The 24752-nt window shown below is 68.3% G+C and carries 20 protein-coding genes; 12 read left to right on the forward strand and 8 right to left on the reverse strand.

Going from position 1 to position 24752, the window contains the following annotated elements:
• Positions 1 to 20: 20 nt before the first annotated feature.
• Both G6N55_RS17535 and G6N55_RS17540 read left to right on the forward strand, forming a co-directional pair.
• Complete coding sequence (locus G6N55_RS17535) at positions 21 to 1004, forward strand: ParB/RepB/Spo0J family partition protein (RefSeq protein WP_085219519.1); 984 nt, start codon at positions 21 to 23, stop codon at positions 1002 to 1004.
• 284 nt (positions 1005 to 1288) lie between these two features.
• On the forward strand, positions 1289 to 2041 hold the full coding sequence (locus G6N55_RS17540; RefSeq protein ID WP_085219589.1) for an acetyltransferase: 753 nt from the start codon (positions 1289 to 1291) through the stop codon (positions 2039 to 2041).
• Here the strand turns inward: G6N55_RS17540 and G6N55_RS17545 are convergent.
• The 8 genes from G6N55_RS17545 to G6N55_RS17580 all read right to left on the reverse strand — a co-directional run bounded on the left by G6N55_RS17545 (position 2038) and on the right by G6N55_RS17580 (position 13062).
• The gene (locus G6N55_RS17545; RefSeq protein ID WP_085219521.1) at positions 2038 to 3258 is read right to left on the reverse strand and encodes an N-acetylmuramoyl-L-alanine amidase; all 1221 of its coding nucleotides are present in this window, start codon (positions 3256 to 3258) and stop codon (positions 2038 to 2040) included. The two genes, G6N55_RS17540 and G6N55_RS17545, sit on opposite strands and share 4 nt — an antisense overlap.
• Before the next feature lie 133 nt (positions 3259 to 3391).
• Positions 3392 to 3745, reverse strand: a complete 354-nt coding sequence (gene trxA, locus G6N55_RS17550) for a thioredoxin (RefSeq protein ID WP_085219523.1) — start codon at positions 3743 to 3745, stop codon at positions 3392 to 3394.
• Entirely contained in the window at positions 3742 to 4758 is a 1017-nt protein-coding gene (gene trxB, locus G6N55_RS17555) for a thioredoxin-disulfide reductase (RefSeq protein WP_085219525.1), read from the reverse strand. Before trxB ends, trxA begins: the two co-directional genes overlap by 4 nt.
• 93 nt (positions 4759 to 4851) lie before the next feature.
• A complete protein-coding gene (locus G6N55_RS17560) occupies positions 4852 to 5628 on the reverse strand; it encodes a hypothetical protein (RefSeq protein WP_085219527.1) in 777 nt (258 codons plus the stop codon).
• 47 nt (positions 5629 to 5675) lie between these two features.
• A complete protein-coding gene (gene sigM / locus G6N55_RS17565) occupies positions 5676 to 6263 on the reverse strand; it encodes an RNA polymerase sigma factor SigM (protein ID WP_085219529.1) in 588 nt (195 codons plus the stop codon).
• 60 nt (positions 6264 to 6323) lie between these two features.
• Positions 6324 to 9860: a lipid II flippase MurJ gene (locus tag G6N55_RS17570; protein ID WP_372517620.1), complete on the reverse strand. Its 3537-nt coding sequence runs from the start codon at positions 9858 to 9860 to the stop codon at positions 6324 to 6326.
• Between the two features lie 74 nt (positions 9861 to 9934).
• Entirely contained in the window at positions 9935 to 12334 is a 2400-nt protein-coding gene (locus tag G6N55_RS17575) for a DUF6049 family protein (RefSeq protein ID WP_085219533.1), read from the reverse strand.
• Complete coding sequence (locus G6N55_RS17580; protein WP_085219535.1) at positions 12331 to 13062, reverse strand: NUDIX hydrolase; 732 nt, start codon at positions 13060 to 13062, stop codon at positions 12331 to 12333. The genes G6N55_RS17575 and G6N55_RS17580 overlap by 4 nt, the downstream gene beginning before the upstream one ends.
• Positions 13063 to 13207: 145 nt before the next feature.
• On the opposite strand from G6N55_RS17580, the gene G6N55_RS17585 reads away from it, so the two are divergent.
• The 10 genes from G6N55_RS17585 to eccA all read left to right on the forward strand — a co-directional run bounded on the left by G6N55_RS17585 (position 13208) and on the right by eccA (position 24660).
• Entirely contained in the window at positions 13208 to 14650 is a 1443-nt protein-coding gene (locus G6N55_RS17585) for a CCA tRNA nucleotidyltransferase (RefSeq protein ID WP_085219537.1), read from the forward strand.
• Positions 14651 to 14858: 208 nt separating this feature from the next.
• Entirely contained in the window at positions 14859 to 15368 is a 510-nt protein-coding gene (locus G6N55_RS17590; protein ID WP_085219538.1) for a pullulanase, read from the forward strand.
• 145 nt (positions 15369 to 15513) lie between these two features.
• The gene (locus G6N55_RS17595; protein ID WP_085219540.1) at positions 15514 to 15837 is read left to right on the forward strand and encodes a WXG100 family type VII secretion target; all 324 of its coding nucleotides are present in this window, start codon (positions 15514 to 15516) and stop codon (positions 15835 to 15837) included.
• Between the two features lie 43 nt (positions 15838 to 15880).
• On the forward strand, positions 15881 to 16171 hold the full coding sequence (locus G6N55_RS17600; protein WP_085219542.1) for a WXG100 family type VII secretion target: 291 nt from the start codon (positions 15881 to 15883) through the stop codon (positions 16169 to 16171).
• A gap of 58 nt (positions 16172 to 16229) precedes the next feature.
• A complete protein-coding gene (locus G6N55_RS17605) occupies positions 16230 to 17063 on the forward strand; it encodes an ESX secretion-associated protein EspG (RefSeq protein ID WP_085219544.1) in 834 nt (277 codons plus the stop codon).
• Positions 17064 to 17098: 35 nt separating this feature from the next.
• Positions 17099 to 18127: a MinD/ParA family ATP-binding protein gene (locus tag G6N55_RS17610; protein WP_232078773.1), complete on the forward strand. Its 1029-nt coding sequence runs from the start codon at positions 17099 to 17101 to the stop codon at positions 18125 to 18127.
• Positions 18127 to 19620 carry a type VII secretion integral membrane protein EccD gene (gene eccD, locus G6N55_RS17615; RefSeq protein WP_085219548.1) on the forward strand — a complete coding sequence of 498 codons (1494 nt, stop codon included), beginning with the start codon at positions 18127 to 18129 and terminating at the stop codon, positions 19618 to 19620. Before G6N55_RS17610 ends, eccD begins: the two co-directional genes overlap by 1 nt.
• The gene (gene mycP / locus G6N55_RS17620) at positions 19617 to 21275 is read left to right on the forward strand and encodes a type VII secretion-associated serine protease mycosin (protein ID WP_085219550.1); all 1659 of its coding nucleotides are present in this window, start codon (positions 19617 to 19619) and stop codon (positions 21273 to 21275) included. The genes eccD and mycP overlap by 4 nt, the downstream gene beginning before the upstream one ends.
• The gene (eccE, locus tag G6N55_RS17625; RefSeq protein WP_085219552.1) at positions 21272 to 22813 is read left to right on the forward strand and encodes a type VII secretion protein EccE; all 1542 of its coding nucleotides are present in this window, start codon (positions 21272 to 21274) and stop codon (positions 22811 to 22813) included. The genes mycP and eccE overlap by 4 nt, the downstream gene beginning before the upstream one ends.
• Positions 22810 to 24660, forward strand: a complete 1851-nt coding sequence (gene eccA / locus G6N55_RS17630) for a type VII secretion AAA-ATPase EccA (RefSeq protein ID WP_085219554.1) — start codon at positions 22810 to 22812, stop codon at positions 24658 to 24660. Before eccE ends, eccA begins: the two co-directional genes overlap by 4 nt.
• The last annotated feature ends 92 nt before the right edge of the window (positions 24661 to 24752 follow it).

The following is a 24752-nucleotide window of genomic DNA, read 5'->3' on the forward strand; positions in this document are numbered from 1 at the left end:
CCATCCGTGAAGGGACGACAATGACGCAGCCGTCACGCAGGAAGGGCGGCCTCGGCCGAGGCCTGGCTTCCCTGATTCCGACCGGCCCCGCCGAGGGCGACACGGGACCCGCGACCCTTGGTCCCCGCATGGGCGACGCGGCCGCCGATGTGCTGATCGGCGGGCCTGCGCAGGCCACCAACGAAATGGGTGCGGTGTACCGCGAGATCTCGCCGTCCGACATCGAGCCTAACCCGCGTCAGCCGCGCCAGGTGTTCGACGACGAGGCGCTGGCCGAGCTGGTGCACTCGATCCGCGAGTTCGGTCTGTTGCAGCCCATCGTGGTGCGCGCGGTCACCCCGTCACCGGGCGGCGCGCGCTACCAGATCGTGATGGGGGAGCGGCGCTGGCGGGCCGCCCAGGAGGCGCAGCTGGCCACCCTCCCGGCCATCGTGCGGGAGACGACCGACGACAACCTATTACGAGACGCCCTCCTGGAGAACATCCACCGGGCACAGCTGAACCCGTTGGAAGAAGCGGCGGCATACCAGCAGTTGCTCGATGAGTTCGGCGTCACCCACGACGAACTGGCCTCGCGGATCGGCCGGTCGCGGCCACTGATCTCCAACATGATCCGGTTGCTCAAACTGCCGATCGCCGTGCAGCGCAGAGTGGCGGCCGGCGTGCTGTCCGCCGGCCACGCCCGGGCGCTGCTGTCGCTGGAGTCGGGCCCGGAGGCGCAGGAAGAGTTGGCGAGCCGGATCGTCGCGGAGGGTCTGTCGGTGCGCGCCACCGAGGAGGCCGTGACACTGGCCAACCGTGGCGACGCGGCGGCCCCGACACCACAGCGCCGCAAGCCGATCCAGATGCCCGGTCTGCAAGACGTCGCCGATCGGCTGTCGAATGCGTTCGATACCCGGGTGACGGTCAGTCTGGGCAAGCGCAAAGGGAGGATCGTCGTCGAGTTCGCCTCGGTCGAGGATCTACAGCGAATTATCGACACCATGACCCCGCCCAAGGCATGACCCGTTACCCGGTGTAATTACGTCACTGTGACACCGCACGGGTTCTGGACGTGTGCCTGGCTCCCTCAAACACGGAGATCCGGTGTGTATCAAGCCTTTTCGGCATTCGCCCTGCGGCGGCATCGCACCGCGGAGCGTTTCGGCGGCCGCGTCGGCGTGGCAGTGCCAACACTGGCCCGAGAGCGACAAACTCTCCTATCCTGGAGGGGTTGGTGGTGCACCTCAGCCCGGGACACCCGGGCCTGCGGCAGTGGGCCGCGATACGCACGGAAGCCGGGAGGCAAGTGTCTGCTCGAATCACGCCCCTGCGGCTCGAAGGCTTCGAGCAGCTTCCCAAGCACGCGCGCCGCTGCGTCTTCTGGGAAGTCGATCCCGCGACCCTCGGTGATCAGGACCACCTCGCCGACCCCGAATTTGAAAAAGAGGCGTGGCTGTCGATGGTGATGCTGGAGTGGGGATCGTGCGGTCAGGTCGCGACCGCGATTCCCGACGAGCAAAGCCCGACCGACCCGCCCTGTCTGGGCTACGCGCTGTACGCCCCGCCCGGCGCGGTACCGCGGGCACATCGGTTTCCGACGGCGCCGGTGTCTGCAGACGCGGTGCTGCTGACGTCGATGGGTATCGAACCCGGGCATGCCGCCGACGACTTGCCACACGATCTGCTGGCTCGGGTCATCGACGAATTGATGCGCCGCGGGGTCCGGGCGCTGGAGGCCTTCGGTCGCACCCCCGCGGCGTCGGAGTTGTTGGATCCCGGCCTCGCCGATCGCGACGTCCAGCCGGTGCTGGAATCCCTCGGTGACTGCTCGGTCGACCGCTGCATCATCGATGCGGAGTTCTTGAAAGACGTGGGTTTCGTTGTGGTGGCACCACATTCGTACTTCCCGCGGCTGCGCCTCGAGCTGGACAAGGGCCTCGGGTGGAAGGCCGAGGTCGAGGAGGCGCTGGAGCGGCTACTGGCGAATGCTCAGCTGCAGCAGCCGGTGGGCGCCGGGTCTGCGGCGGGAAATACGTTGCAGAACAAGCAGAACGGTTAAGTACCGCCGAGGCGGGTCGTCCGTTCCACCGACAATTCGTGAGCCAGCAGCTCGGCGAAGGTGAACGTGCCCGTCGGCCGGTCGTTCTTGCCGAGCAGGTAGAGCCGCTTGACCGCAGCGAGGATGCCCTCGGCGATCGCATCGCGGGTTTGAGTCGCGAGCAGCCTGTCCCGATCGCCCGGGTTGGTGATGTAGCCGACGTCGACCTGCACGGTGGGCATCCGGGTCAGCCGCAGCAGGTCCCAGGTGCGGCCGTGCGTCCGGCAATCCCGTAACCCGGTGCGGGCCACCACTTCTCGCTGAATGAAGTCGGCGAGATTACGGCCGATCGTCGACACCGAGCCGTGCGAGTTGCCGAAGTGGAACGAGGCCACCCCGTTGGCCGAAGGGCTGACCTGAGCTTCGCAGCGCAAGCTGATCATCAGGTCGGCGCCGACGTTGTTGGCGGTGGCGGCACGTTCGGCGTCGGAGGGGCTGCGGTTGGTCGGCCGGGACAGGAAGGTCTCCATGCCGATGGCGGTCATCCGGCCCTCCAGCCGACTGGCCAAGTCCCACAAGATATCTGCTTCGCTGACCGGGCCGGCCGGCCCGTGTGCGATCAGACCGTGGTCGTCGCCGCCGCGGCCAGGATCGATGATGATCCGCTTGCCCGAAAGTCGAGGACCTGAGCGGCGGACCAGCTCTTCCTCCCGAATGGCGTGGGGCGAACCGCCGCTGACCCGTGAACTCAGAAAGTACAAGGAGCGCAAGGTTTCCGGGCCGCAGATGCCGTCGGCGGCCATCCCGTACTCGCGTTGATAGGACATCAAGGCGTTGTGCGTCTGCAGGCCGAAATGTCCGTCGACCAGACCCGTGTAGAAACCGAGGTCCTGCAGCCGAGCCTGCAACGTCGCGACGTCGTCCCCATAAAGGGGAGCACCGAATTGGTGGTACAGCGTGCGCGCACCGAGCCGGTAGGAAGCCTCTTTCAAGGCCCGGTAGGTCGCCTCGCCGACGATACCGTCGACGAGCAGGCCGCGATGCTGCTGGAACGCGCGGACAGCCTGATCAAGCTGGGCGTCGAAGACGTCGACGGCGACGTGGCGGCCCGTGGTGAGATCGTCTTCGGCGTTGTCCAATAGCCCTAGTGCAGCAAGCGAGGCCCGGATTTCGGTCACAGCTGCGCTGCGGTCACCACAGCGCAGAGCGTCGCCGTTTTCGCGGCGCGGACTCGACATACCAAGGGCCCTCCGGGACAAACTGACAGGCTTACAAACCCACTACAGCTAATCGGTATTGTCGCAGATCCTTCTCGATTTCGGGAAAACCCCAGGCCAACCGGCGGGGCATCGCCGTAAAGCGCCGATGCGCTCAGGTGAGGTCGGGGACCGCGTCGGAAAGCTCGCGCAGCAGCGCCGCCTTGCCCTTTGCGCCGACGATTCGCTTCACCGGCTGGCCGTCCTTGAACAGGATCATCGTCGGGATCGACACCACCTGGAAGTCACGCGCCGTCTCGGGATTCGCGTCGACGTCGAGCTTGGCGACGGTCAACTGATCGGACCGCTCAGCCGCGATCTCCTCGAGAACGGGCGCGACCATCTTGCATGGTCCGCACCACGTCGCCCAAAAGTCAACCAGCACAGGCTTATTGCTGGACAACACATCCGCGGAGAAGGAGGCGTCAGATACTTCCTTTGTGGCCCCGGCTTTTTCGGCGTCGCTCATCGTGGTGCTCCAATCAAATCAGTATTATCCGCACTTCCGGCCGCCGACCTCTTGCCGGCGACTTCCGACTCTTCGTGGTCGGCCAGCCAGCGCTCGGCGTCGATGGCCGCCGCACAGCCACTGCCCGCAGCGGTGACGGCCTGGCGGTAGGTGCGGTCCACCAGATCGCCGGCCGCGAAGACACCGTCCAACGTCGTATATGTGGTGTGCCCCTTGACAAGTACGTAGCCCTCGGCGTCGACGTCAATCGCGTCGCGCACCAGGGCCGAGCGCGGATCGTGGCCGATCGCGACGAACACGCCCGTCACCGGGAGCGTGGATTCCTCGCCAGTTACGTTGTCGCGCAACCGCAAACCGGTGACCGTCGTCTCGCCCTCGACCGAGAGCACGGTCTGGTTGGTCAGGAATCGGATCTTGTCGTTGCTGCGCGCCCGCTCGAGCATGATCTTCGACGCCCGGAATTCGTCGCGCCGGTGCACCAGCGTCACGCTGCGCGCGAATCGGGTCAAGAACGTCGCCTCTTCCATCGCCGAGTCGCCGCCGCCGATGACGGCGATGTCCTGGTCGCGGAAGAAGAACCCGTCGCAGGTGGCGCACGCGCTCACCCCGCGGCCCAGCAACTCCTGCTCGCCGGGCACCTGCAGGTAGCGCGCCGCGGCGCCCATGGCCAAGATGACGGCCCGGGCCTTGTAGGTCTCACCTTCGGCGGTGACCACCGACTTGACCGGTCCGTCCAGCGAAACGGATTCGACGTCTTCCATCCGCAGGTCCGCCCCGAAGCGCAGCGCCTGCTCGCGCATCTGGTCCATCAGCTCCGGGCCCATGATGGCGTCGCGGAAGCCGGGGTAGTTCTCCACCTCGGTGGTGGTCATCAGCGCACCGCCGAACGATGTCCCCTCGAAGACGAGCGGGGCCAGCTGCGCGCGGGCCGTGTAGAGGGCTGCGGTGTACCCGGCCGGACCGGAACCGATGATGATGACGTCGTGGACTGTGTCATGAGCGGTGTCGGTCATACGAGCCTTTCAGCTACAGATTTCTTCAATCGTGTCGAACGCCAGCGTAGGCGTGGGTGTTCCCACTCGTGTCGCGCAACACGTGGCACCACTTTAAGGGCGCGGGATCTGGGTGCTGGCTAATAGTCCCGTATCGGCGGCGCTGCAGTTCAGCGCCACCGCAAAGACCGCTAGGCCGGCCGGACTATCGGCGGGCAGCACCAGCAGCACGCCGGGGCGGGCATTGATCTCGATCGGCCGCGCGCCGAGCACCGGCGTGGACGAGGAATAGCCGAGACCGCCGAGGCAGGAGGCCCGCCGGGCCGGGTCGGCGAGCGGACCGTAGTCGGGAGTGCGGCCCAGCAGGCCGACGATCTCGGCCGCCGACAGCGGGATCGCCATCGGCGGGGTCGACACCGTGATGTGCATGGCGGTGGTCGGTGTACTCGGCGCGGGCTCGGGCTCGTTGAGCAGTGCCGCCGTCCCGAAGCCGATGGCCGCGAGTACCGCGCCGACACCGGCCACCCCGGCCGCAACCCGGGTGGGGCGGATGCGCGGGCGCGCGGCGTGGGAGGCCACGCCCGAAGCGCCGCCGGGGCCCGCCGACCGCAGCGCCGTGGAGATTCGGTCGGTCACCTCGGCCGGTGGTTCGGGGGCCGACTCCGGATCCGCGGCGACGGCCGCGACATCGCGCCGCACCTGGTTCAATGCGCGCAGCACCCCCTCGGCATCGGGGTCTTCGCGGACTTGCCTGCGCAGCCGGGCGGCGGCTTCGTCGTCCAGCAGACCCGCCTGCAAATCGGCGAGCGACTCGACCGTCGGCGGTGGGTCCGCTCCCGCATTCCGGGGATCCGGGTCGTGATCCGCCGGTTCGTTCTCCGCTTCGCCCATCCGCCCCAGTGTCCGTCATGCCCGGACCGGCGCTCGCGCCCGGCCCGTCAGCGCTGGCCGGCGGGGTGGTCGGGGGTGGTGTGGGCGCCGGCGTCCAGATAGCCGAGCAGGTAGGCAAGCCGCACCCGGGCCCGGGCGCACCGGCTCTTGACCGTGCCCTCGGCGATGCCGAGCAGCGCGGCGGTGTCGGCGATCGAGTAGCCCTGCATGTCGACCGCCACGATGGTGGCGCGCTGTTCGAGCGGAAGTCGCATCAGTGCGCGTTGCACCAGCATGGCCGTCTCGACCTGAGCCGTGCGGTCGGGCACCGGATAGACGTCCTCGAGCGGTGCGGTCCGGTGATATTTGGTGCGCCGCAACCGATCCAGGCAGGCGTTGACCACGATCCGATGCAGCCAGCTGCCGACCGCGGCGTCATACCGAAACGAGCCGGCACCCCGGTGCGCCGACAGCATGGCGTCCTGCAGCGCGTCTTCCGCGTCCTCGGGCGTGCGGGTGGTCAGCCGGGCCAGCCGGTGCAGCTGACGCCGGTGCCGACCGAACAGCTCCCCGAAGGCGTAGCGGTCGCCGGCGACGTGGGCGGCCAGCAGCTCGGCATCGCTGCGTTCCTGCTGGATGTACCCCCCGAAGCCCACGGCCGGACAGTAACCAATCGGTTGCCGTGCGGCACTTCACTCGAAGGGGCGGTTGTGAGTCTAGGACGCGGCCGCAACAGTGATCTCGGAGAAGCCGGCCTGGCTCTTGCCGTTGGTGGTTCCCAGCGTGGAGATCCACACCAGCAGGTTCGACGTCGGCGCGCCGGCCCTGACCGGGATGACGTTGTGACCGGGCTTCAGCGTGAACGCCGTGGCCAGCACGGTGGTGTCCTCCAGCTTCGCCGGCGAAGCCGTCGACGCGGACCGAATCTCGACCTTGGTGCCGGTGCTCGGCGTATCGATGCTGACCTGGCCGATCACGGTGGGTTTCGGCAGCTGCAGGATCAACCCTTCGCCCTGCTTGAAGTTGGGGAACGGGACGGCGTCGGTATAGATCTCCGTCGCCCAGGCGGTGGTGGGGTCGCCGTCGATCGCCTGCCCGGCCGTGCCCGGATTGTCGGGCTCACCGTCGGGTGCGTACACGGTGGCCCGGGTCGGTTTGACGATGCTGCCCGCCGGTGCGGGATTCGCCGACGACGAGGTGTTCGACGAACTCGGCCCGTTGAGTCCGAGCTCGTCCTTGTTGAGGCCACCGCCGACATTGCCGAAGATCTTGCTCACGATCGACGCCAGGACCAGCAACGCGACCACGATGATGGCGAGCGCCGCGGTGCCGCCGATGATCAGGTTGCGGCGCCGGCGCGCCAAGATCGCGTACGCCTGCCCGTTCGCTTGCGGGGTCGGAGGTGGCGGCGAATCGTCGATCGGACCCAACACCTCGGTGCGGTCGGCCACCGCGGTGGCCTGTTGTAGAAGGTTCAAAAGTGTTGATGCGCTGCGGATTCCGCCGTCTTCTTGGACCGCTCGGACCGCGACGGCCGAGATCTGGAAGGGAATGTCACGATCGATGGTGTTGGGTTCGACGGGAAGGCCCGATGCATCTCGCCCGGCCGGCGCGAGGCCGCTGCGCACCCCGAACTCCGGCAGCGGCCACCGGTTGACCAGCAGGGCATACAGCGAGGCGCCGATGCCGCGGATGTCGTCCTCCGGATTAGCGTCGGGCATCGTCGCCGGGTAGGCGAGCACCACGTCTCCGTCGATGCTGACCCGCACCCGGCTGGGGTGGTCGATGGACAGGGCGACGCCGGCGCGGTGGGCGGTGTCGGCGGCGGCGGCCAGCGACTGCATCGCCCGCACGGCGCCGACGGGCGAGGGCGCGGTGTCCGCCACTTCCTGCAGCGAGCCGCCGCGGATCCACTCCGCGACGACCAGGCCACCGCGACTGGTGTGCACGACGTCGAGCACCCGGGCGATGCCGGGTTTGTCGATCCGGCTCAGGCGCAGTGTGCGGGACAGGATCTCCTGCAGGACCTCGTCGGGCAGGGCGCCGTCCGGGTCGACGAACGTGAGCGACACCTGCCGGTCCAACGCGGTGTCGAGGGCCTGCCAGAACTGCAGGGGCGGCGCACCGCCGTGGAAGACCAGCAGCCGATACCGGCCGCCGGCGATGCGGGCGCCGGGAACCAAGTGCCCATCGTCGCCCGGCGATTCCGTAACACGTTCGCGGACGAAATCGCCGTCGCGCGGCTCCGACGGGGGCGGGCCCGATGGCTCGGGCGTGGGCTCGGCCGGAATGTCGGGCTGGAAGTCGTCGGCAGCCGGGCGCGGTCGGTCGCCGCCTGAACCCAAACTGGAGCCAGGGCCGGATGCGGCGCTCTCCAAGGGGCGGTCGGTCACCTCCGGTCCTTTCACTAGCCGGGCGTCGCCTGCCCGATCCGGAGGCCTGCGCCGGATCGGCTCCTGGACCGCATTAACCCCCGGCGGCGACGAATTCCTCTGCTCAGGGTACGTGACGGCGCCCTGCTGAGACGATCCCCGTGGCACAGCCGCCGGGCCGGATTCCAGCGCCGGCTGCGGGCCGGTGCGGCGGCCACGGCGCCGGACGGCCGCGATCGCCGCCACCGCTTCGGGGACATGCGCGCGAACCATGACCGCGACCATGATCGGCAGCATGATGAAGCCCAGCACCAACAGTCGCAGCAACGAACCGGCAGCTCCACCGTGTGCGGTCAACCCGGCCAGCCCCAGCAGCCGGTCGGCGATGTGGGCGATGAGCCCGGCGAGCATCGACGCGACGAGCGTCACCAAGACCGTCCGCACCTCCGCGACCCCGACCAGCTGGCCGCCGGCCGGCAGCAGGGTGCGCCGCAGCAGGTAGTAGCCCACCAGCGCGCCGGTGAGGAACCCCAGCCCGTTGGCCAGCCCGAGGTATCCGGCCACCAGCTGGGGGTCACTGGTCAGGTGCGGCGCGAGCACCGAGCCGGCGATCTTGACGGCCGTGATGACGAGGATGATCACGATCGGTGTCCACGGCTGCTCGCGCGCGTAGAACACCCGCAGCTGCAGCAGCACCAGCCCGTAGGGAATCAAGGTGAACGCCGACAACGCGATCGCGGCACCCAGGTATCCGGCGTCGACCCCGCCGAAGTGGCCGTAGGCGAACAGCGCGCTGCCGATCGCGGGCCCCCCGACGGTCATGAACGCCACGATCGGGATCAGCGTGATCAACGTCAGCCGGGTGGCTAGTGACAGGTCGGCGAGGACGGCCTCGGTGTCGTCGGCCGCCGCGTTGCGGCTCAGCCTCGGCATCACCACGGTCAGCACCGTCACGCCGATCATGCCGAACGGCAGCATCAGCACCAGCCACGTGTAGTTGTAGATCGCTGGGCCGGAAGCCGCTGCGGTACTGGCGATTTGGTTACCGACCACCAGGCCGAGCTGACTGATCAGCACGTAGAGCACCATCGCGGCGGCCATCGTGCCGAAGCGCTTGAGCCGTTCGTCGATGCCCCACAGCGGCCGCAGGCTCACGCGTTCGCGCCGCAGCGCGACCAGCAACACCGCGGTCTGTGCGAACACCCCCAACGTGGTGCCGATGCCGAGCACCAGCAGCTTGGCGTTGCCCATCCGGACGGGATCGACCGACAGCTCACCGGGGACGGCCAGGTACACCGCCAGGGTCGCCAGGGCGACGACGTTGTTGACTACCGGGGCCCACGCCGTCGGCCCGAAAACGTTGCGGGTGTTCAGGATTGCCATGAACACCGACGTCAGGCCGTAGGCGAGCACCTGCGGCAGCAGCAGGTAGGCGAACGCCGTGGTCAGCGGCTCGTTGACCTGCGGGCTACGGCCCAGCATCAACCGGACCAGCAGCGGCGCGGCCACCACCGACACGATGGTGGCGAACACCAGCAGCGTGGTGGTCACCGTGACCAGGCGCCGGACGAACGCGGCGCCGCCGTCGGGGTCGCTCTGCTCGGCCCGTGCCAGCACCGGCACGAAGATCGCGGTGAAGGTCGCCTCCAGTACGAGCGCGGCGACCAGGTTCGGCAGCTGGTTGGCCACCGAGAAGGCGCTGGACAGGGCGGCGCCCAGGATCGCCGCCAGCACCACGATCCGGCCGAACCCGGTGATCCGGCTGACCAGTGTCGCGAGCGCCATCGCCCACGATCGCGAGACCAGGGCGGCGTCGGACAGCTCAACCCGCCGGGTGGGCAGGTCCGTCACCGGGGGCAGCGGTCCCGTCGGCGGCGGAATCCGGTTTGGTGGCGGCGGTGGCGGTTGATGCCGCTGCGGGGGTTGCTGTGGATGGGACCGCCGGTAGGCGGGGTTCATACTCGGTGCTCTTCGTCGACGCGATCGCCGACCTCACGCGCTGGCTCGGCGGGATGGTGGTGGGGCGGGTCGGGCCGGTCCAGGTCGGCGCGGTCGGGCTGGCCGCGGAACCGATGCCACAGTCGTCGCCCGGCGAGCAGCACCAGCACCGCCGCCGCGGTCAGGGTGATCGCGAACAGCACCTTGCCGTAGGCGTTCGAGTGCACCGACATTCGCACGGGCTCGCCCAGCCGGGTGCCGTCCGGGGTTCGCAGCGTCACGTCGATCGCGACGCGCTGGGTGAAGTTCACCTCGATCGGCACCCGCAGCGGCAGGTAGCCGGGCGGCAATTCGATCTGCCCGACGTCGGTCACGGTCATCCCGGGCGGGGCGTCGACCTGCAGGCGGACCTTGATCGGCACGGCGAGCCCGTTGTGCAGCGCCACCGGCAGGGGACTGTGCTCGGTGGCCAGGGTGTAGGAGCCGCCGGGGTTGACGATCGTCACCGCGCCGAACAAGTCGTTGATCGTGTTGCCGACGACGGCCAGCCGCTGCTGGGCCTGCCCGTTGCGGCCATCGGGCGGTTCCGACTGGCTCAGCGAGCGCAGCATGTCTTCGCGCAACGGCGCGGTGTACTGGATGCCGGTCAGGCCGGTGCGCTCGTCGGTGCTCAACGCCGAGGTCAGTTTCCACAGCCGGCCGGCCTGGCCGTTGATGTCGGCGATGACGTTGTCACCGAATCGGCCGCGCTCCGGGGCGGGGACGTCGAGTGGCTGCGGCGGCCCGGGGCGGGCCGCGGCTTCGGCGATCACCGCCGGAAGTGGCCGGGGCACCCCCAAACCGGACCGGATCGTGGTGGCCAGCGCCGTCAGGATCACCTGCGCGTCATCGGCTGCCAGGTTCCATGTGGCCGGCGGGACCAGGAGCTGGGTGCGCGGCGGGGCGTCTTTATCCAGGGCATGCCAGAAGATCGAGCCCAGGGCGTCTTGGCGCCGCGCGGTGTTCGAGTCATGCGCGAGCCGCACCGTCAGCGACGGGTCCAGATAGGTCGGGACGCTGGGGCTGTTGCCCGCCCCGGCCAGCGCCGCGCCGACGGCCGGGTCGAACGGCGCGACCACCACCTGTGGGGACAGCCGCCGTGGTGCGGTGTCGACGCCGTCGGCTCCGGACGACGCCGGTGAGTCGGGGGCGACCAAGTCGCCGGCGGCGACCGCCACCGTGCTGTTGTTGGCATTGAGCAGATCGACCGCGCCGTTGGTCAGCGGCCCGTCGGGCAACAGGGTGGCGCCGCGGGCCGACGGGACGTCCAGGATGTGGTCGACGATGTCGCCGACGCTGGTGGTGGCGATCGCGCTGAGCCCCGGATCGTTGACGCGTTGCAAGGCGTCGAGGTCGGCTTGCGCGTAGGGCAGCGGGGCGACGCAGGTGCGATGGGCGAGTGCGCGCAACCGGTTCAGCCAGCCGGTCGCGGCGGTCTGCCCGTTGCCCGGATGCGTCGGGGTGCCTGGTTGCTGCGCGGGCCCGTCGGGGGAGTTCGACACCACGTAGCCGGCCGTCATCGCGTTGACCGTGACCAGCAGATCCGGGTCGATGGCGAGGCATAGCGCCCGGCCGACGGCGCCGTCGGGATCGACGTCATGACTGGTCGCGACCTCGGCCGCGGACAGCAGGATGTCCAGCCGGCCGCCGGTGGCCAGCGAGGTGGCCAGGTCGTCGTCGACCAGCCGGACTCCGATGGTGCCGCCGGGTTGACCCGGGGACAGCCGGGGACGGTCGGCCAGCGGCCACAGCATGGTGATCCACACGGGCTTCGAGGTGTCCGGCGCGACCGCGGATTCCAGGGCATCGGCGTGGTCGGGCGGCACCCCGATCACCGGCAGCAGGAACCGGGCGTTATCGAGGCGGGCGGGGGCGCCGTAGTCCGGCGTGCCGTTCGCATTGACCAGCAAGGGGTAGATCCCGGGCTGGTTGATCCCGAGGGACGACTTGGCCACCGAGCGCAGCGGCGCGGACAGGGTGAAGCCGACCTCTTGGCCACGCTGTAGTTCGGGTGCCACCGTGAGGAAGTCGGCCGCGGGCTGGTATTGATCGGTGGCGCCGTCCAGGGAGGTGCGCAGGCCCGCGGACGCGGTGACCGCGGCGGCATGTTCGAGCCGGACCATCACGTCGCGGACCGGGCGGTCACCGATGTTGGTGACCATTCCGCTGACCGTGACAACCGACGGGCTCGTCGTGGTGACGACGTCCGGGGTCACCTGGTCGATGCGGACGCGAACGAACGGCGTTGACCCGGGCTCGTTGGCCGCCGCGTGAGGCATGCCGACGGGCCCGGTGAGCAGCACCGCAAAACCGGCCACGATGCCGATCACGACGGCAAGGCGCAACAAACCGGCCCAACAGAGTCGCGGCGCGGTCACGGCCCCGGCCCGTGACCGTTCTTACGACCGCAGGGTTTGTCGCTATGCCGGGTTCGGGAATGGGTTTGCGGGTTGCGCCGGGGCGTGCTGGGCGGCAGCGGCGGCAACGAGGCGGGGCCGTCGCTCTGCAGCTTTCCGATCAGCTCGTTGGCGACCTCGGCGAGGCGACGTTCGTCGGCGTAGGCCAACCTCGACGGCAGCTCCTGCATCGGCACCCACGCCACCTCGGCGACTTCGAGGTCCTCATCGGACAGCTCGCCACCGGAGAAGCGCATCAAATAGTGGTGCACGGTCTTGTGCACCCGACGGCCGTCGGTGACGAACCAGTAGTCGATGCGCCCCAGCGCGGCCAGCACGCTGCCGCGAATGCCGGTCTCCTCGGCGACCTCGCGAATGGCGGTCTGCTCGGCGGTCTCGCCGAGTTCGATGTGGCCCTTGGGCAGCGACCACAGCATGCGGCCGCGCCGGTCGATGCGACCGATCAAGGCCGCGACCTGGGCGTCGAGCGGGCCGTCGATGCCGTCGATGACCAGGCCGCCCGCGGAAGTTTCGTGCACGGTCCGCAATCGGTCCGGCACCCGGCGGGGTGCGCGCGGCCGGCGCCGGTTGCCCGCGGTCGAGTCGGCGGTCACTTTGGCTTCGGCGTCGTTTTCGGACGCGCCGCCACCGCCACGACCGCGACGGCGCCCCCGACGTCGACGTGGTTTGGCTTGTTCGCCATCCGACACCCAAGCGATAGTAGCTGGCACGACCTGTTCTTTCGGACACACTCGCCGCTGGTGCGGGCGCGACGACGGCCCGACGCGATTTGAAGGCCGCGCTTCTCAGCGGGCCGTCCCGGCCCGCATCGTCACGCGACTAGGCTGATCGAACGTGTCCGAAGCCGCGAATGATGTGGAGCTGCTGGCGTCAGCTCTCGTCTCTCTCAGAGAGCACCACGAGGTGCTGAGCGGACTGGGCTCCTTGTTCGAGACCGCTGGGCACGACTTGTATCTGGTCGGCGGATCGGTGCGCGACGCGCTGTTGGGCCGGTTGAGTCCCGATCTCGACTTCACCACCGACGCCCGGCCCGAACAGGTGCAGCAGATGGTGCGGGGGTGGGCCGACGCGGTCTGGGAGACCGGGATCGAATTCGGCACCGTGGGCGTCGGCAAGGACGAGCACCGCCTCGAGATCACCACGTTCCGCGCCGACAGCTACGACCAGGTGTCGCGTAATCCCGAGGTGAAGTTCGGCGAGCGCCTCGAAGACGACTTGGTGCGCCGGGATTTCACCGCGAACGCGATGGCGGTGCGCATCACGTCGGCCGGGCCCGGCGAATTCCTTGATCCCCTAGGCGGTTTGGCGGCGTTGCGGGCCCGCGTGCTGGACACCCCGGCGGCGCCGTCGGTGTCCTTCGGCGACGACCCGCTGCGGATGTTGCGCGCCGCGCGGTTCGTCTCGCAGCTCGGGTTCACCGTCGCCCCGCGGGTGCGGACGGCGATCGAGGAGATGGCCCCGCAGCTGGCCCGGATCAGCGCCGAACGGGTGGCGGCCGAGCTGGACAAGTTGCTGCTCGGCGCGGACCCGGTCGCCGGGATCGACTTGCTGGTGCAGACCGGAATGGGTGAGGTCGTGCTGCCCGAAGTCGGCGGCATGCAGATGGCCATCGACGAACACCACCAGCACAAGGACGTGTATCAGCACTCGCTGACGGTGCTGCGCCAAGCCGTCGCGCTGGAAGATGACGGGCCCGATCTGGTGCTGCGCTGGGCGGCGCTGCTGCACGACATCGGCAAGCCCGCCACCAGGCGCCACGAGGACAACGGCGGCGTGAGTTTTCACCACCATGAGGTTGTGGGCGCCAAGATGACACGCAAGCGACTGCGGGCGCTGAAGTACTCCAAGCAGATGGTCGACGACATTTCGCAGTTGGTGTATCTGCACCTGCGGTTCCACGGCTACGGCGACGGGAAGTGGACCGACTCCGCGGTGCGCCGCTACGTCACCGACGCCGGGCCGCTGCTGCCGCGGCTGCACAAGCTGGTGCGCGCCGACTGCACCACCCGCAACAAACGCCGGGCCGCCCGGCTGCAGGCCAACTACGACCGCCTCGAGACGCGTATTGCCGAGTTGGCGGCCCAGGAGGATCTGGCGCGGGTGCGTCCCGATCTGGACGGCAACCGGATCATGGAGCTGCTCGATATCCCGGCCGGCCCGCAGGTCGGTGAGGCGTGGCGGTTCTTGAAAGAGCTACGGCTGGACCGCGGTCCGATGTCCGACGAGGAGGCCACCGCGGAGCTGCTGGCGTGGTGGAAGACGCGTGGGAACGCTTAACCGTTTGCGATATCCGGGCGCCGAGGGGTTCTAGGATTTGCCCATGCCGTTGGGCGAGGGGGCGCAGTTCGCTGGCTATACCGTGGTGCGGCTCGTGTCGTGAAGAGCCACGTCGACCTGACCAAGGATCCACCGGTGTGGGTTCGCAAGCCCGGGAGCTGACCCCGGCACGAGGAACCACTGAGGGTCGACCCGCGTCGGAAAGGCTATGGATTACTGCCTTTCTGGGGACGGTGGCACAGCGGCGATGTTCCACGGTCAGCCCGACCTCGATCTCGACCACGATGGCCGGTTCGAATCGATCGGGCTGGACTTCGACCACGACGGCATGCACGACGACGCGCTCGGGGATTTCGACGGCGATGGGCTCGCCGATCATGCCGTGCTCGACCTCGACAACGACGGCACGCCCGAGGCGTACTTCACCGACGACGGGTCGGGAACCTGGGCGGTAGCGGCGGACCGGGGCGGGGGATTGCACTGGTACGGACTCGACGGCGTCGAGCACACCGGCGGTCCGCTGGTCGATTTCGACGGTCACGGCCGCCCGGACGATCGGCTCGTCGACATCGACGGCAATGGCGTGGCCGACCGGGTGCTGTGCGCGGATCAGAACGGCGTGACCGGCTATGTGGACACCGACGGCGACGGCCGCTGGGACGTCCGGTTATCCGATACCGACGGTGACGGCTCGGCCGATGGCGCTACCAGCCTTTGACGTGGTGTTTTGCGCCTACCACGAGTGGGTAAATCAACGCCTGTGCAGCAGGCAAAAGAACTGAAGTGACAGACCCCGATGCCTGTCTACACTCTTATCAATATCCAGGTCGGGGAGGCCTAGGGAAATCGAAGGGGAGAAACACATGCCAAGCTCAACCGTTGTCACACCGGAACTGCTGCGCGCTTCGAAGCAAAAGATCGAAGCGCGACTGCAAGAGGCGGCCGCAATCGCCAATCAGTACTTGAGCGGCCACGAGAACATCGTCAGCGCCACCGGGTGGGCCGGGCAGGCCGGATCCACATCGCTGAACACAGCGGGCCAGATTGCGCATGACCTGCAGCAGATCATGACCGGCGGTAACCGATTGGCTCACGGCCTCGGTCAGACGGCCACCCTGATGGAGCACCACGAGGCCGATTCAGCCCACAGCCTCAATGGCGTGTTCGGCGGAGTTCAGTCCACCTAAGCCCGCAATCCCAACAGCTTATTTACCGTAAGGAATAACGAACATGTCAGACCACATTGTTTACAACCACGCAGCGGTCAGCGGCCTCACCGGCGACATCGCGTCGCAGGCGGCGCAGCTGATGGAAATCCACGACGACGTTCTCCACATCACGCAGTCGTTGGCCGATTTCTTTCAGGGTCACGGCGCCACAACCTTTTTCGACGCGCAACAGCAGATGCTGCACGGGCTGCAGGACATGATCCAGACCGTCAGCCTGCACGGGCACACCGTGGGCAATGTGCACGAGGCTGCGATCATTGCGGACCAGAACACATCTCTCTTTTTCGCGTAGACCCGGCTTGGCGGGGCGCACCTAGCGTGCGCCCCGCACTTGGCTCTAAGGGAAGACCGTGCTTACCACCTCTCTAGAAGGCCTCTGGGTCCTTCAGGTACTTACGGGCATCGAGGTCCTGGCTCCCGAGATGGGGCTGCGGCCGCATTTGCCCAGCGTCGAGCCCAAGCACAAGGCGCTGGCCCACCCGGTGACCGCGGAACTGCGGGCCGCGGGGGCCATCGACGAAACCGACTCCGTCGACGGCGCGATCGTCGAATGGCTGACCGTGCTGTCGCGCCGCGACATCGGGCTGCTGGTGCACTTCCGCCTGGCTGACGACGGCGAACCGGCGCGCGCCCTGCTCGCGAGGTTCGCGCACTGGTGGGTCGCCATCGAGCGATCGGGAGAGTTGGTCCGGATCAGCGGCGCGGGCATCGCGGACAACGAGGGCACGGCCAGCGCGGCGCTCAACGCGCAGATCGAACGTCTTTGTGGCGCAAACGATCCCGCACCCTTGCGTCCGGTCACGCTGGACGCCGATGCCATGCGTGCCGCCGCCACCGACCAGGCAGCGCTGCACGAGTTTCTGGGCAATCAAGGGCTCGACGCCGATCAGGTGCACATGCTGAAACTGGCTACCGATCCCGGTCGCTCGGCCCAGGCGTCGATCGTCGCGCTCCAGTCCGGCGTGGAAACCGGGTCGCCCACCCGGACCCATTTCGAACCGGGCGCGGTAACGATCATCGATACGCCGGAAGGTCGTGTAGTCGCCGAGCAGGTTTCGTCCGGCGGCACGAAGTGGATGATCGTCGCGCCGGGGACCAAGAGCAACATCGGTACCGCAATCAACCATATGGTGCGGCGGTTACCGGCAGAGCGGGAATGGCATTCGTACCGAAAAGTCGTGTAGTCGAAAGGCAGTGTCAAAATGATAGCATCGGCATCGTGACGAGCCCGTGGACGGGCTCATCCAATTCTCCGGAACAGGGCGGACCGACTCGCCGAGAAGCGCCCGCCGCGCAGTACCAAAATCAAGACTCAGTATCCGGAACATTACGCATTTCCGATATGGTCGCCCCGCGCAAAATTCCGCCGGGCGGCGGCTGGCGCAAATTCCTTTATCAGGTGTCGGGCCACGTCATCAACTTCGGCGAATCGCCGTCGGAGAGACACTATCGCGAATTGCAGGAGCGCATCCGACGGCATATCCGCAAGCAGTACGTGGTCGGAGTCGTCTCGGGAAAGGGCGGCGTCGGTAAGACCACGATGACCGCCTGCATCGGTGCGGTATTCCGGGAGTGCCGGCCCGAGAACGTCGTCGCGATCGACGCCGCCCCAGGCTTCGGCACGCTGGCCGGCCGGATCGACGAATCCCCGCCGGGTGACTACGCGGCCGTCCTCAATGACACCGATGTGCAGGGCTACGCGGACATCCGAGAACACTTGGGGCAGAACAGCCTTGGACTCGACGTGCTGGCCGGCAACCGCGCGTCGGATCAGCCGCGGCCGCTGGTGGCCTCGATGTTCTCCGGAGTGCTGGCGCGGCTGCGGCGCACCCACACCGTGATCGTGGTGGATACCTCCGACGACCTCGAGCACCCCGTGATGAAGGCGGTGCTCGACGCGTGCGACACCCTGGTGTTCGTTTCCGGTCTCACCGCCGACACCTCGTTGCCGGTGACCCGTGCGATCGACTTGCTGCGCTCAATGGGCTACCACGAGCTGGTGTCTCGCAGCATGGTCATCCTGAACGATAGTCGCGACAAGTACGACGGGGAGTCGCGCACTTATCTCACCGAGCGCTTCGCACAATCGGGCGCAACGGTCGAATTCATGCCGTATGACCCATTCCTCGCAAAAGGCGGGATTATCGATACCCGGCATGAGCTGAAGAATAAAACCCGCCTGCGCATATTCGAAATCACCGCGGCATTGGCCGACAAATACATTCCAGATGCGGACAGGCCGCGTTAATGACCCCGTACGTGGGTAAGGTTTCGTTTCCAGCCCGATGTGCGGTCGCGGTGGTGTGTGGAGAACACCTGGTTTCGCAGGTGTACCCGGCCTCGGTGCCCATCGAGGCGTTCATCGACAACGTCGTCGAGCTGCTCAACGAGGAACTCAAACGCCGGGGCTTCACCGGACTCGAGCCCGGCGTCGGATACGAACTCCAGAAGGCCAACGGCGTCCGGCTCGACGTCACCAAGACGTTCGACGAACTCGGCGTCGAAGACGGCGCCACACTCACCCTGGTTCCCGCGGTGGCGGGCGAATCGTTCGAGCCGCAATACGAGTCGTTGTCCACCGGTCTGGCCCGGGTCGGGAAGGGCCTGTTCGAGCCGGTGACGCTGCAAACCGCGGCGCACACCGCGTTGGTGATCCTGGCGATGGTCTCCCTAACCCTGATGGGACTGGCTGTGCGCCAACGCTTCTCGACTGACTCCCTGACGCCCACCATCGTGACCGGCGTGGCCGGCCTGCTGATCGCCGGTGGTGTGACCACGGTGTGGCGTTGGTGGCCGGGTCGCGTCGACATGGTCGACGGGCTCGGCTGGATTGCGGTACCGCTGCTCACGGTCAGCCTCGCGTCCGGCGCGCCCGGGCATGTCGGGGCCGCGCACGCGTTCATCGCGGCCCTGACCGGTGCGGTATTGACCTGCGGAATCACCTCCGCGACAGGGCGTCACGCCAATGTGGCGGCGACAGTGGTGACCGTGCTGGGACTGGGTGGCGCGGCCGCCGCGGCCCGGATGTGGTGGCCGGTGCCGGCGCAATGGCTGGGAATGTGCACCCTTGTCGCCCTGCTACTGCTGCTGACCATGGCCCCGACGATCGCGTTGTGGGTCGCGCGGATCCGCCCGCCGTACTTCGGGTCGATCACCGGCCGCGATTTGTTCCGGCGCAGCGCGGGTCTGCCGGCCGACGCGGTGTCGCCCGTCGAGGAGGGCGCCGACGAGGAAGCCAATTCCGATACCACTGCGCGCGGTGCCCAGATCGCGCTCGCGGCGGTCCACGCCAACAACGTCCTGACCGGGATCTGTGCGGGCGCTGGCCTGGCCCTTCCCCTCGCGGTGTGGGCCACGCTGATGCCGGGCCAGGACCGCGGCATGCCGGCCGCCGCGCTGGCCGGACTGTTCGTGGTGATCTTCATCAGCCGGGGGCGGGCATTCGCCGACAAGCGGCAGGCGATCGCCCTGGTGTGCGGCGCGGCGGCGGCGTTGTGTGTCGGGGTCCTGAAATACGTTGTGCACGAGCCGACTTCATCGGGCTACGGCGTGCTATGGGGAGCATTGGTACTGGCCGTCTTCGGCGGGGCCGGTCTGCTGGCCGCCCTGCTGGTGCCGATCACCCGGTTCACCCCGCTGGTGCGGATGACCGCCGAATGGGTGGAGATAGCGGCGATCATCGCGGCCCTGCCGCTGGCCGCATGGATCGGCGGATTGTTCACCTGGGTGCGCATGCGATGACGCAGACGGCGTTCACCGCTCGCGCACTGACCCGGCGGGTAGCCGCCTTGGCGCTGACGAGCCTGCTGGTCGTCTTGATAGCGGGTCTTCCCGCAGCACAAGCGATTCCGCCGCCGGTTGTCGATCCCGGCCGGGTACCGGCCGACGGCAAGCCGGCGGCCGACCAGCCGATGCGCCAGGCCTTCGCGTGCGCACGAACGATCACCGTGGCCGATCCGAACGTGGCCCTGCCCGCGCCCGGGTTCACGATGCTCAATGTCAGCAAGGCCTGGCAGTACTCGACCGGGAACGGGGTGCCGGTCGCGGTCATCGACACCGGCATCAATCCCAGTCGGCGGCTGCCGGTGGTCGCGGGCGGCGACTACATCATGGGCGGGGACGGACTGAGCGACTGCGACGCGCACGGAACCGTCGTGGCGTCGTTGATCGCCGCTGCGCCGCAAGGAACTCCGATGCCCGCCCCGATGCCGAGCGCCCCGGCCTTCCCGCCACCGGCGGGCCCACCGCCGACCGATGCGGGTGCGCCGCCGCCCGGCGGACCACCGCCGCCGCCTGCGCCTGCGCCGCCGCCGTCGCCGGTGACGATCACCCAAACGGTGGCCCCGCCGCCGCCACCGCCCCCACCCGACGCTCCCGCGAACGGGCCTGGGGACCCGGCGCCCGGCCAGCCCGACGATCCCGAGGTGCCACCGCCGCCGCCGGGCGCTCCCGACGGCGTCGCCGGCGTCGCCCCGCACGCGACCGTCATCTCCATCCGGCAGTCCTCGCGCGCGTTCGAGCCGGTGAATCCCGGCGGCGGCGACTTCGAGGGACGCAAGAAGGCCGGCACCATCGCGACACTGGCCAGCGCCATCGTGCATGCCGCGAACATGGGCGCCAAGGTGATCAATATCAGTGTGACAGCGTGTGTTTCGGCCGCCGACCCGCTGGATCAGGGCGCCATCGGCGCCGCCGTCTGGTACGCGGCCACGGTCAAGGACGCGGTGATCGTCGCCGCGGCCGGCAATGACAGCGAAGACGGCTGCGCCCAGAACCCGACGTTCGACCCGCTCAACGCTTCCGATCCGCGCGACTGGCATCAGGTCAAGACGGTGTCGTCGCCGTCCTGGTTCTCCGATTACGTGCTGTCGGTGGGTGCGGTCGACAACACCGGCGCACCGATCAACAAGAGCCTGGCCGGGCCTTGGGTGGCCGCGGCGGCACCGGGCGTCGGCGTCATGGGGTTGTCCCCGGAAACCGGCGGACCGGCGAATGCCTACCCGCCGATCCGCCCGGGCGAGAAGAACATGCCGTTCTGGGGAACCAGCTTTTCCGCGGCATACGTCAGCGGGGTGGCCGCCTTGGTGCGGGCCAAGTATCCGGGACTGTCCGCACACCAGATCATCAACAGGATTCTGCAGACCGCACACAATCCACCCCGCGGAGTCGACAACCAGGTTGGTTACGGCGTGGTCGATCCGGTGGCCGCACTGACATTCGATGTGCCTCCGGGAGAACGGCTTTCACCGTCGGCCGCGAGCCGCATCGTCCATCCCGCACCGCCGCCGGCGCCACCCGACCACCGCGCCCGCAACGTGGCATTGGTCTTTGCCGGCGTGGTGGCGGCGGCCATCGCGGTGGTCTCGTTGATCGTTCGAGCGCGGCGGGAGCGATGACGGCCGCCACGAAGCTGACGATCATCGTCGCGATCTTCCTCGCCGCCCTCGTCGGATGGGCAGCGGGTGGATACCCCGGTGCGGCAGCGGGTTTGGTGATCGGAATCGCCGTCGGCGTGATTCGGTGGCGGGGCCAGCCGATCTGGTCCTGGCTGATTCTGTGGTTGCGGCGGCGGCGGCCGATCGCGTGGACCGAGCCGCTCACGGTGGCCAATGACCGGGCCGGCGGTGGTATCCGCTACCAGGACGGCGTCGCGGTAGCGGCGGTCCAGGTGCTCGGAAAGGCCCATACCCCAACGTTGTTCACCGGGTCGACCGCAACCTACACCGACAACTCGTTCGACATCACCGAGCTGATGCCGCTGCTGCACCAGTCCCTCGGCCTCACCCTGGATTCGCTCAGCGTCGTCACCGCGGGAGCCCGCCGGCGCAACACCGGTGACTACCCGCGCGTGTACGACACGTTGATCGGTACGCCGCCGTATGCAGGCCGGCGTGAAACCTGGCTCATCGTGCGCATCTCGGCCCTCGACAATGTCGAGGCGCTGCGCGGGCGCACCTCGGTGGGCACCGCGACGCTGGCCGCCGCCCAGCGGATCAGTGCGGCACTGCGCCAGCACGGCATACGCGCCAAGGTCGCGACGGCCACCGACATCGTCGAGATGGAACGGCGGCTGGGCCGCTCCGCGCTGGACGCCTCGAATCGGCGCTGGCGCTCGGTGCGCGGCGACAGCGGTTGGTTGACCACCTATTGGTACCGGCCCGGGGACATCACGTCGGAGAAACTGGCGGAGGCGTGGTCGGCGCGCGTCGACGGGATCGTGCAGAACGTCACGCTTTTCAGCGACGGCTCCGCGACCGCCACCGTGACCGTGCGCAGCGCCCAACCACCGACGGCGTCGTTGAGCATGCGGCTGCGGACCCTGCGGGGTGAGCAGGCCCAAGCCGTCGCCGCCAGCCTGTGCGGTCCGTTGCCGCGGCTGCGCGGCATCCGTCGCGGCGCACTGCGCGGCCCGCTGGTCGTGCCGATCGGACCGTCGGGTGTGCTGCTCGGCAAGGTCGCCGGGGGCAACCGCATGCTGCTGCCGCTCGACGACGCCGGGGAGTTCAGCCGGGTGCACGTCGCCGCGGAGGACGCGCTGGCCAAGCGGTTCATCATCCGCCTGGCCGGTGCCGGCGAACGGATCACCGTGCACACTCGAAACATGCAGCGGTGGGCCAGTGTTCGGATGCCGGACATCGCCGTGACCGATCAGCCGAAGCCGGTGTCGGGCACCACGGTCAGCATCGTCGACGGCAGCATGTCGCCGGCGCCGCGACCGAACACCCTCATTTCGATCGGAGGGCCGGGCGAGCCCTACCGGGGGACCGCGAATGTGCTGATCACCCAGACGGGTCCCGCGACGGTCGACGTGATCGCGGCGGAGGGTCACCTGCACACGGTCGAAGTCGAGCTGTTCCGCGCCGAGAATCGATACGTATCGTCGGAACCGATGGCATTGCGAACCCCTGATCTCGAAGCGGCGGATACCCCATGACCAGCAGCACGACGCCGGCCGCCGCGCGTAAATATTTCGACGCGGCGATGGCGTTGCTCGACAGCGACGTCACCGCGGCCGCGGCCCGGTTCCGGGAGGCAACCGAAGTCGACCCGTCGATGGCCGACGCCTGGCTCGGCCGGATCGCCGCCGGTGACGAGGCGTTGTCGACCGTCGAACAGCTTTACAACTACGGCAGCCGGCTGCACCGGGAGACCAACCGGATCGGGGCGCGCCTGTCGGCACCGATCAAAGCCGGTCCGTATCTGTCGATTTCGGTGACCGAGGCCTCGCACGCCGGCCTGGCGCTGGCAAGCGCCCTCATCGACGATCGGCAATACGAGAAAGCCGAAGCGCTGCTCGGGGATTCGACGCTGCTGGATACCTGGGAAAACCACCAGTGGAAGCAGTACATCGAGTCCTACCTGATGTTCGCGACGCAACGGTGGCCGGACGTGATCGCGGTGGCCGCGGCCATCTTGCCGCCGCAGGCCATCATCATGTCGGCCGTCACCGCGGCCACTTGCACGCTGGCCGCGCACGCCGCCGCGCATCTCGGCCAGGCGCGGGTCGCGCTGGAATGGACCGACCGCGTCGAGCTGCGCTCCGGGTTCGGTGGGCCGACCGAGACGCGGCGTCAACACCTCGAAACCGTAGTCACCGCAGTCGATCCCACCGACTTCCCGTTGATCGCGGCCGACCTTGCTTACGTGCGGGGAATGGCGCATCGCCAGCTCGGCGAGGAGCCCAAGGCGCAGATCTGGTTGTCCAAAGCCACGATCAACGGAGCATTGATCGAGCCCGCCAAGCAAGCGCTGGCCGATCCCGCGCTGCAACTGGTCGTCACCGATGAGGACGCGATCAGTTCTCGTAGCAACAAATGGGATGTGACCACCGAGCTGTCGGAGCAGCAGCGACAGGAGGAGGAGCACCAAGAGCGGCGCACCGAACTCCTGCAGGAGGGTCGCGCGCTGCTCGACAACCAGGTCGGATTGGCCGACGTCAAACGCGCGGTCGCCGAACTGGAAGATCAGATCGAGGTGCGGGCGCTGCGACTGGCGGCGGGGCTGCCGGTGGCCAACCAGACCAACCACATGCTGTTGGTCGGTCCGCCCGGCACCGGTAAGACCACCACCGCCGAGGCGCTGGGCAAGATCTACGCCGGGCTGGGCATCGTGCGGCATCCGGAGATCGTCGAAGTCAAGCGGGCCGATTTCTGCGGAGAGCACATCGGCGCATCGGGACCGAAGACCAACGAGCTGATCAACCGGTCGCTGGGCCGCATCCTGTTCATGGACGAGTTCTATTCGCTGGTCGAACGCCACCAGGACGGTCGGCCGGACATGATCGGCATGGAGGCGGTCAACCAGCTGCTGGTCGCGCTCGAGGTGCACCGGTTCGACTTCTGCTTCATCGGCGCGGGATACGAGAAGGAAGTCGACGAATTCCTCACCGTGAACCCGGGTCTGGCGGGCCGGTTCAACCGCAAACTGCGATTCGAGTCCTATACGCCCGACGAGTTGGTGGAAATCGCCGTCCGCTACGGCAAACCGCGTGCCACGGTTCTCGATCCCGCGACCGCCGAGGCGCTGAAAGCCGCGTGCGCGACGCTGCGCGGCTATCGTGCGCCCGATGGCCAGCACGGCATCGACGCCATGCATAACGGTCGGTTCGCGCGCAATGTCGTTGAGCGCGCGGAGCGGCTCCGGGACTCGCGGGTGGCCGCACAGCATCGCGTCGACAAAGGGTCGGTGACGGTGGAGGATCTGCAAACGCTACGTACCCAGGACGTCGTTGCGGCGGTGAAGGACGCGTGTGCGGAAAAGCATGTGCCGATAGTGCTTTGATCAGGCACTAACCGCTCGCGAATTTGCTCGGGCCCCCGGTGGCCAGCGTTGCGGGAAACGCGTTGTCCCCGCGGCCGAAAAGCTTAAGATGC

The sequence above is a fragment of the Mycobacterium florentinum genome, assembly GCF_010730355.1.
Lineage (GTDB): Bacteria > Actinomycetota > Actinomycetes > Mycobacteriales > Mycobacteriaceae > Mycobacterium > Mycobacterium florentinum.

What these genes read in the sequence shown, in the direction of transcription:
- G6N55_RS17595 (WP_085219540.1), top strand. Translation starts at nt 15,514, where the DNA reads ATGCCAAGCTCAACCGTTGTCACACCGGAACTGCTGCGCGCTTCGAAG.
- eccA (WP_085219554.1), top strand. Translation starts at nt 22,810, where the DNA reads ATGACCAGCAGCACGACGCCGGCCGCCGCGCGTAAATATTTCGACGCG.
- G6N55_RS17535 (WP_085219519.1), top strand. Translation starts at nt 21, where the DNA reads ATGACGCAGCCGTCACGCAGGAAGGGCGGCCTCGGCCGAGGCCTGGCT.
- eccE (WP_085219552.1), top strand. Translation starts at nt 21,272, where the DNA reads ATGACGGCCGCCACGAAGCTGACGATCATCGTCGCGATCTTCCTCGCC.
- trxA (WP_085219523.1), bottom strand. Translation starts at nt 3,745, where the DNA reads ATGAGCGACGCCGAAAAAGCCGGGGCCACAAAGGAAGTATCTGACGCC.
- G6N55_RS17560 (WP_085219527.1), bottom strand. Translation starts at nt 5,628, where the DNA reads ATGGGCGAAGCGGAGAACGAACCGGCGGATCACGACCCGGATCCCCGG.
- mycP (WP_085219550.1), top strand. Translation starts at nt 19,617, where the DNA reads ATGACGCAGACGGCGTTCACCGCTCGCGCACTGACCCGGCGGGTAGCC.
- eccD (WP_085219548.1), top strand. Translation starts at nt 18,127, where the DNA reads ATGACCCCGTACGTGGGTAAGGTTTCGTTTCCAGCCCGATGTGCGGTC.
- G6N55_RS17545 (WP_085219521.1), bottom strand. Translation starts at nt 3,258, where the DNA reads ATGTCGAGTCCGCGCCGCGAAAACGGCGACGCTCTGCGCTGTGGTGAC.
- G6N55_RS17600 (WP_085219542.1), top strand. Translation starts at nt 15,881, where the DNA reads ATGTCAGACCACATTGTTTACAACCACGCAGCGGTCAGCGGCCTCACC.
- trxB (WP_085219525.1), bottom strand. Translation starts at nt 4,758, where the DNA reads ATGACCGACACCGCTCATGACACAGTCCACGACGTCATCATCATCGGT.
- G6N55_RS17590 (WP_085219538.1), top strand. Translation starts at nt 14,859, where the DNA reads ATGGATTACTGCCTTTCTGGGGACGGTGGCACAGCGGCGATGTTCCAC.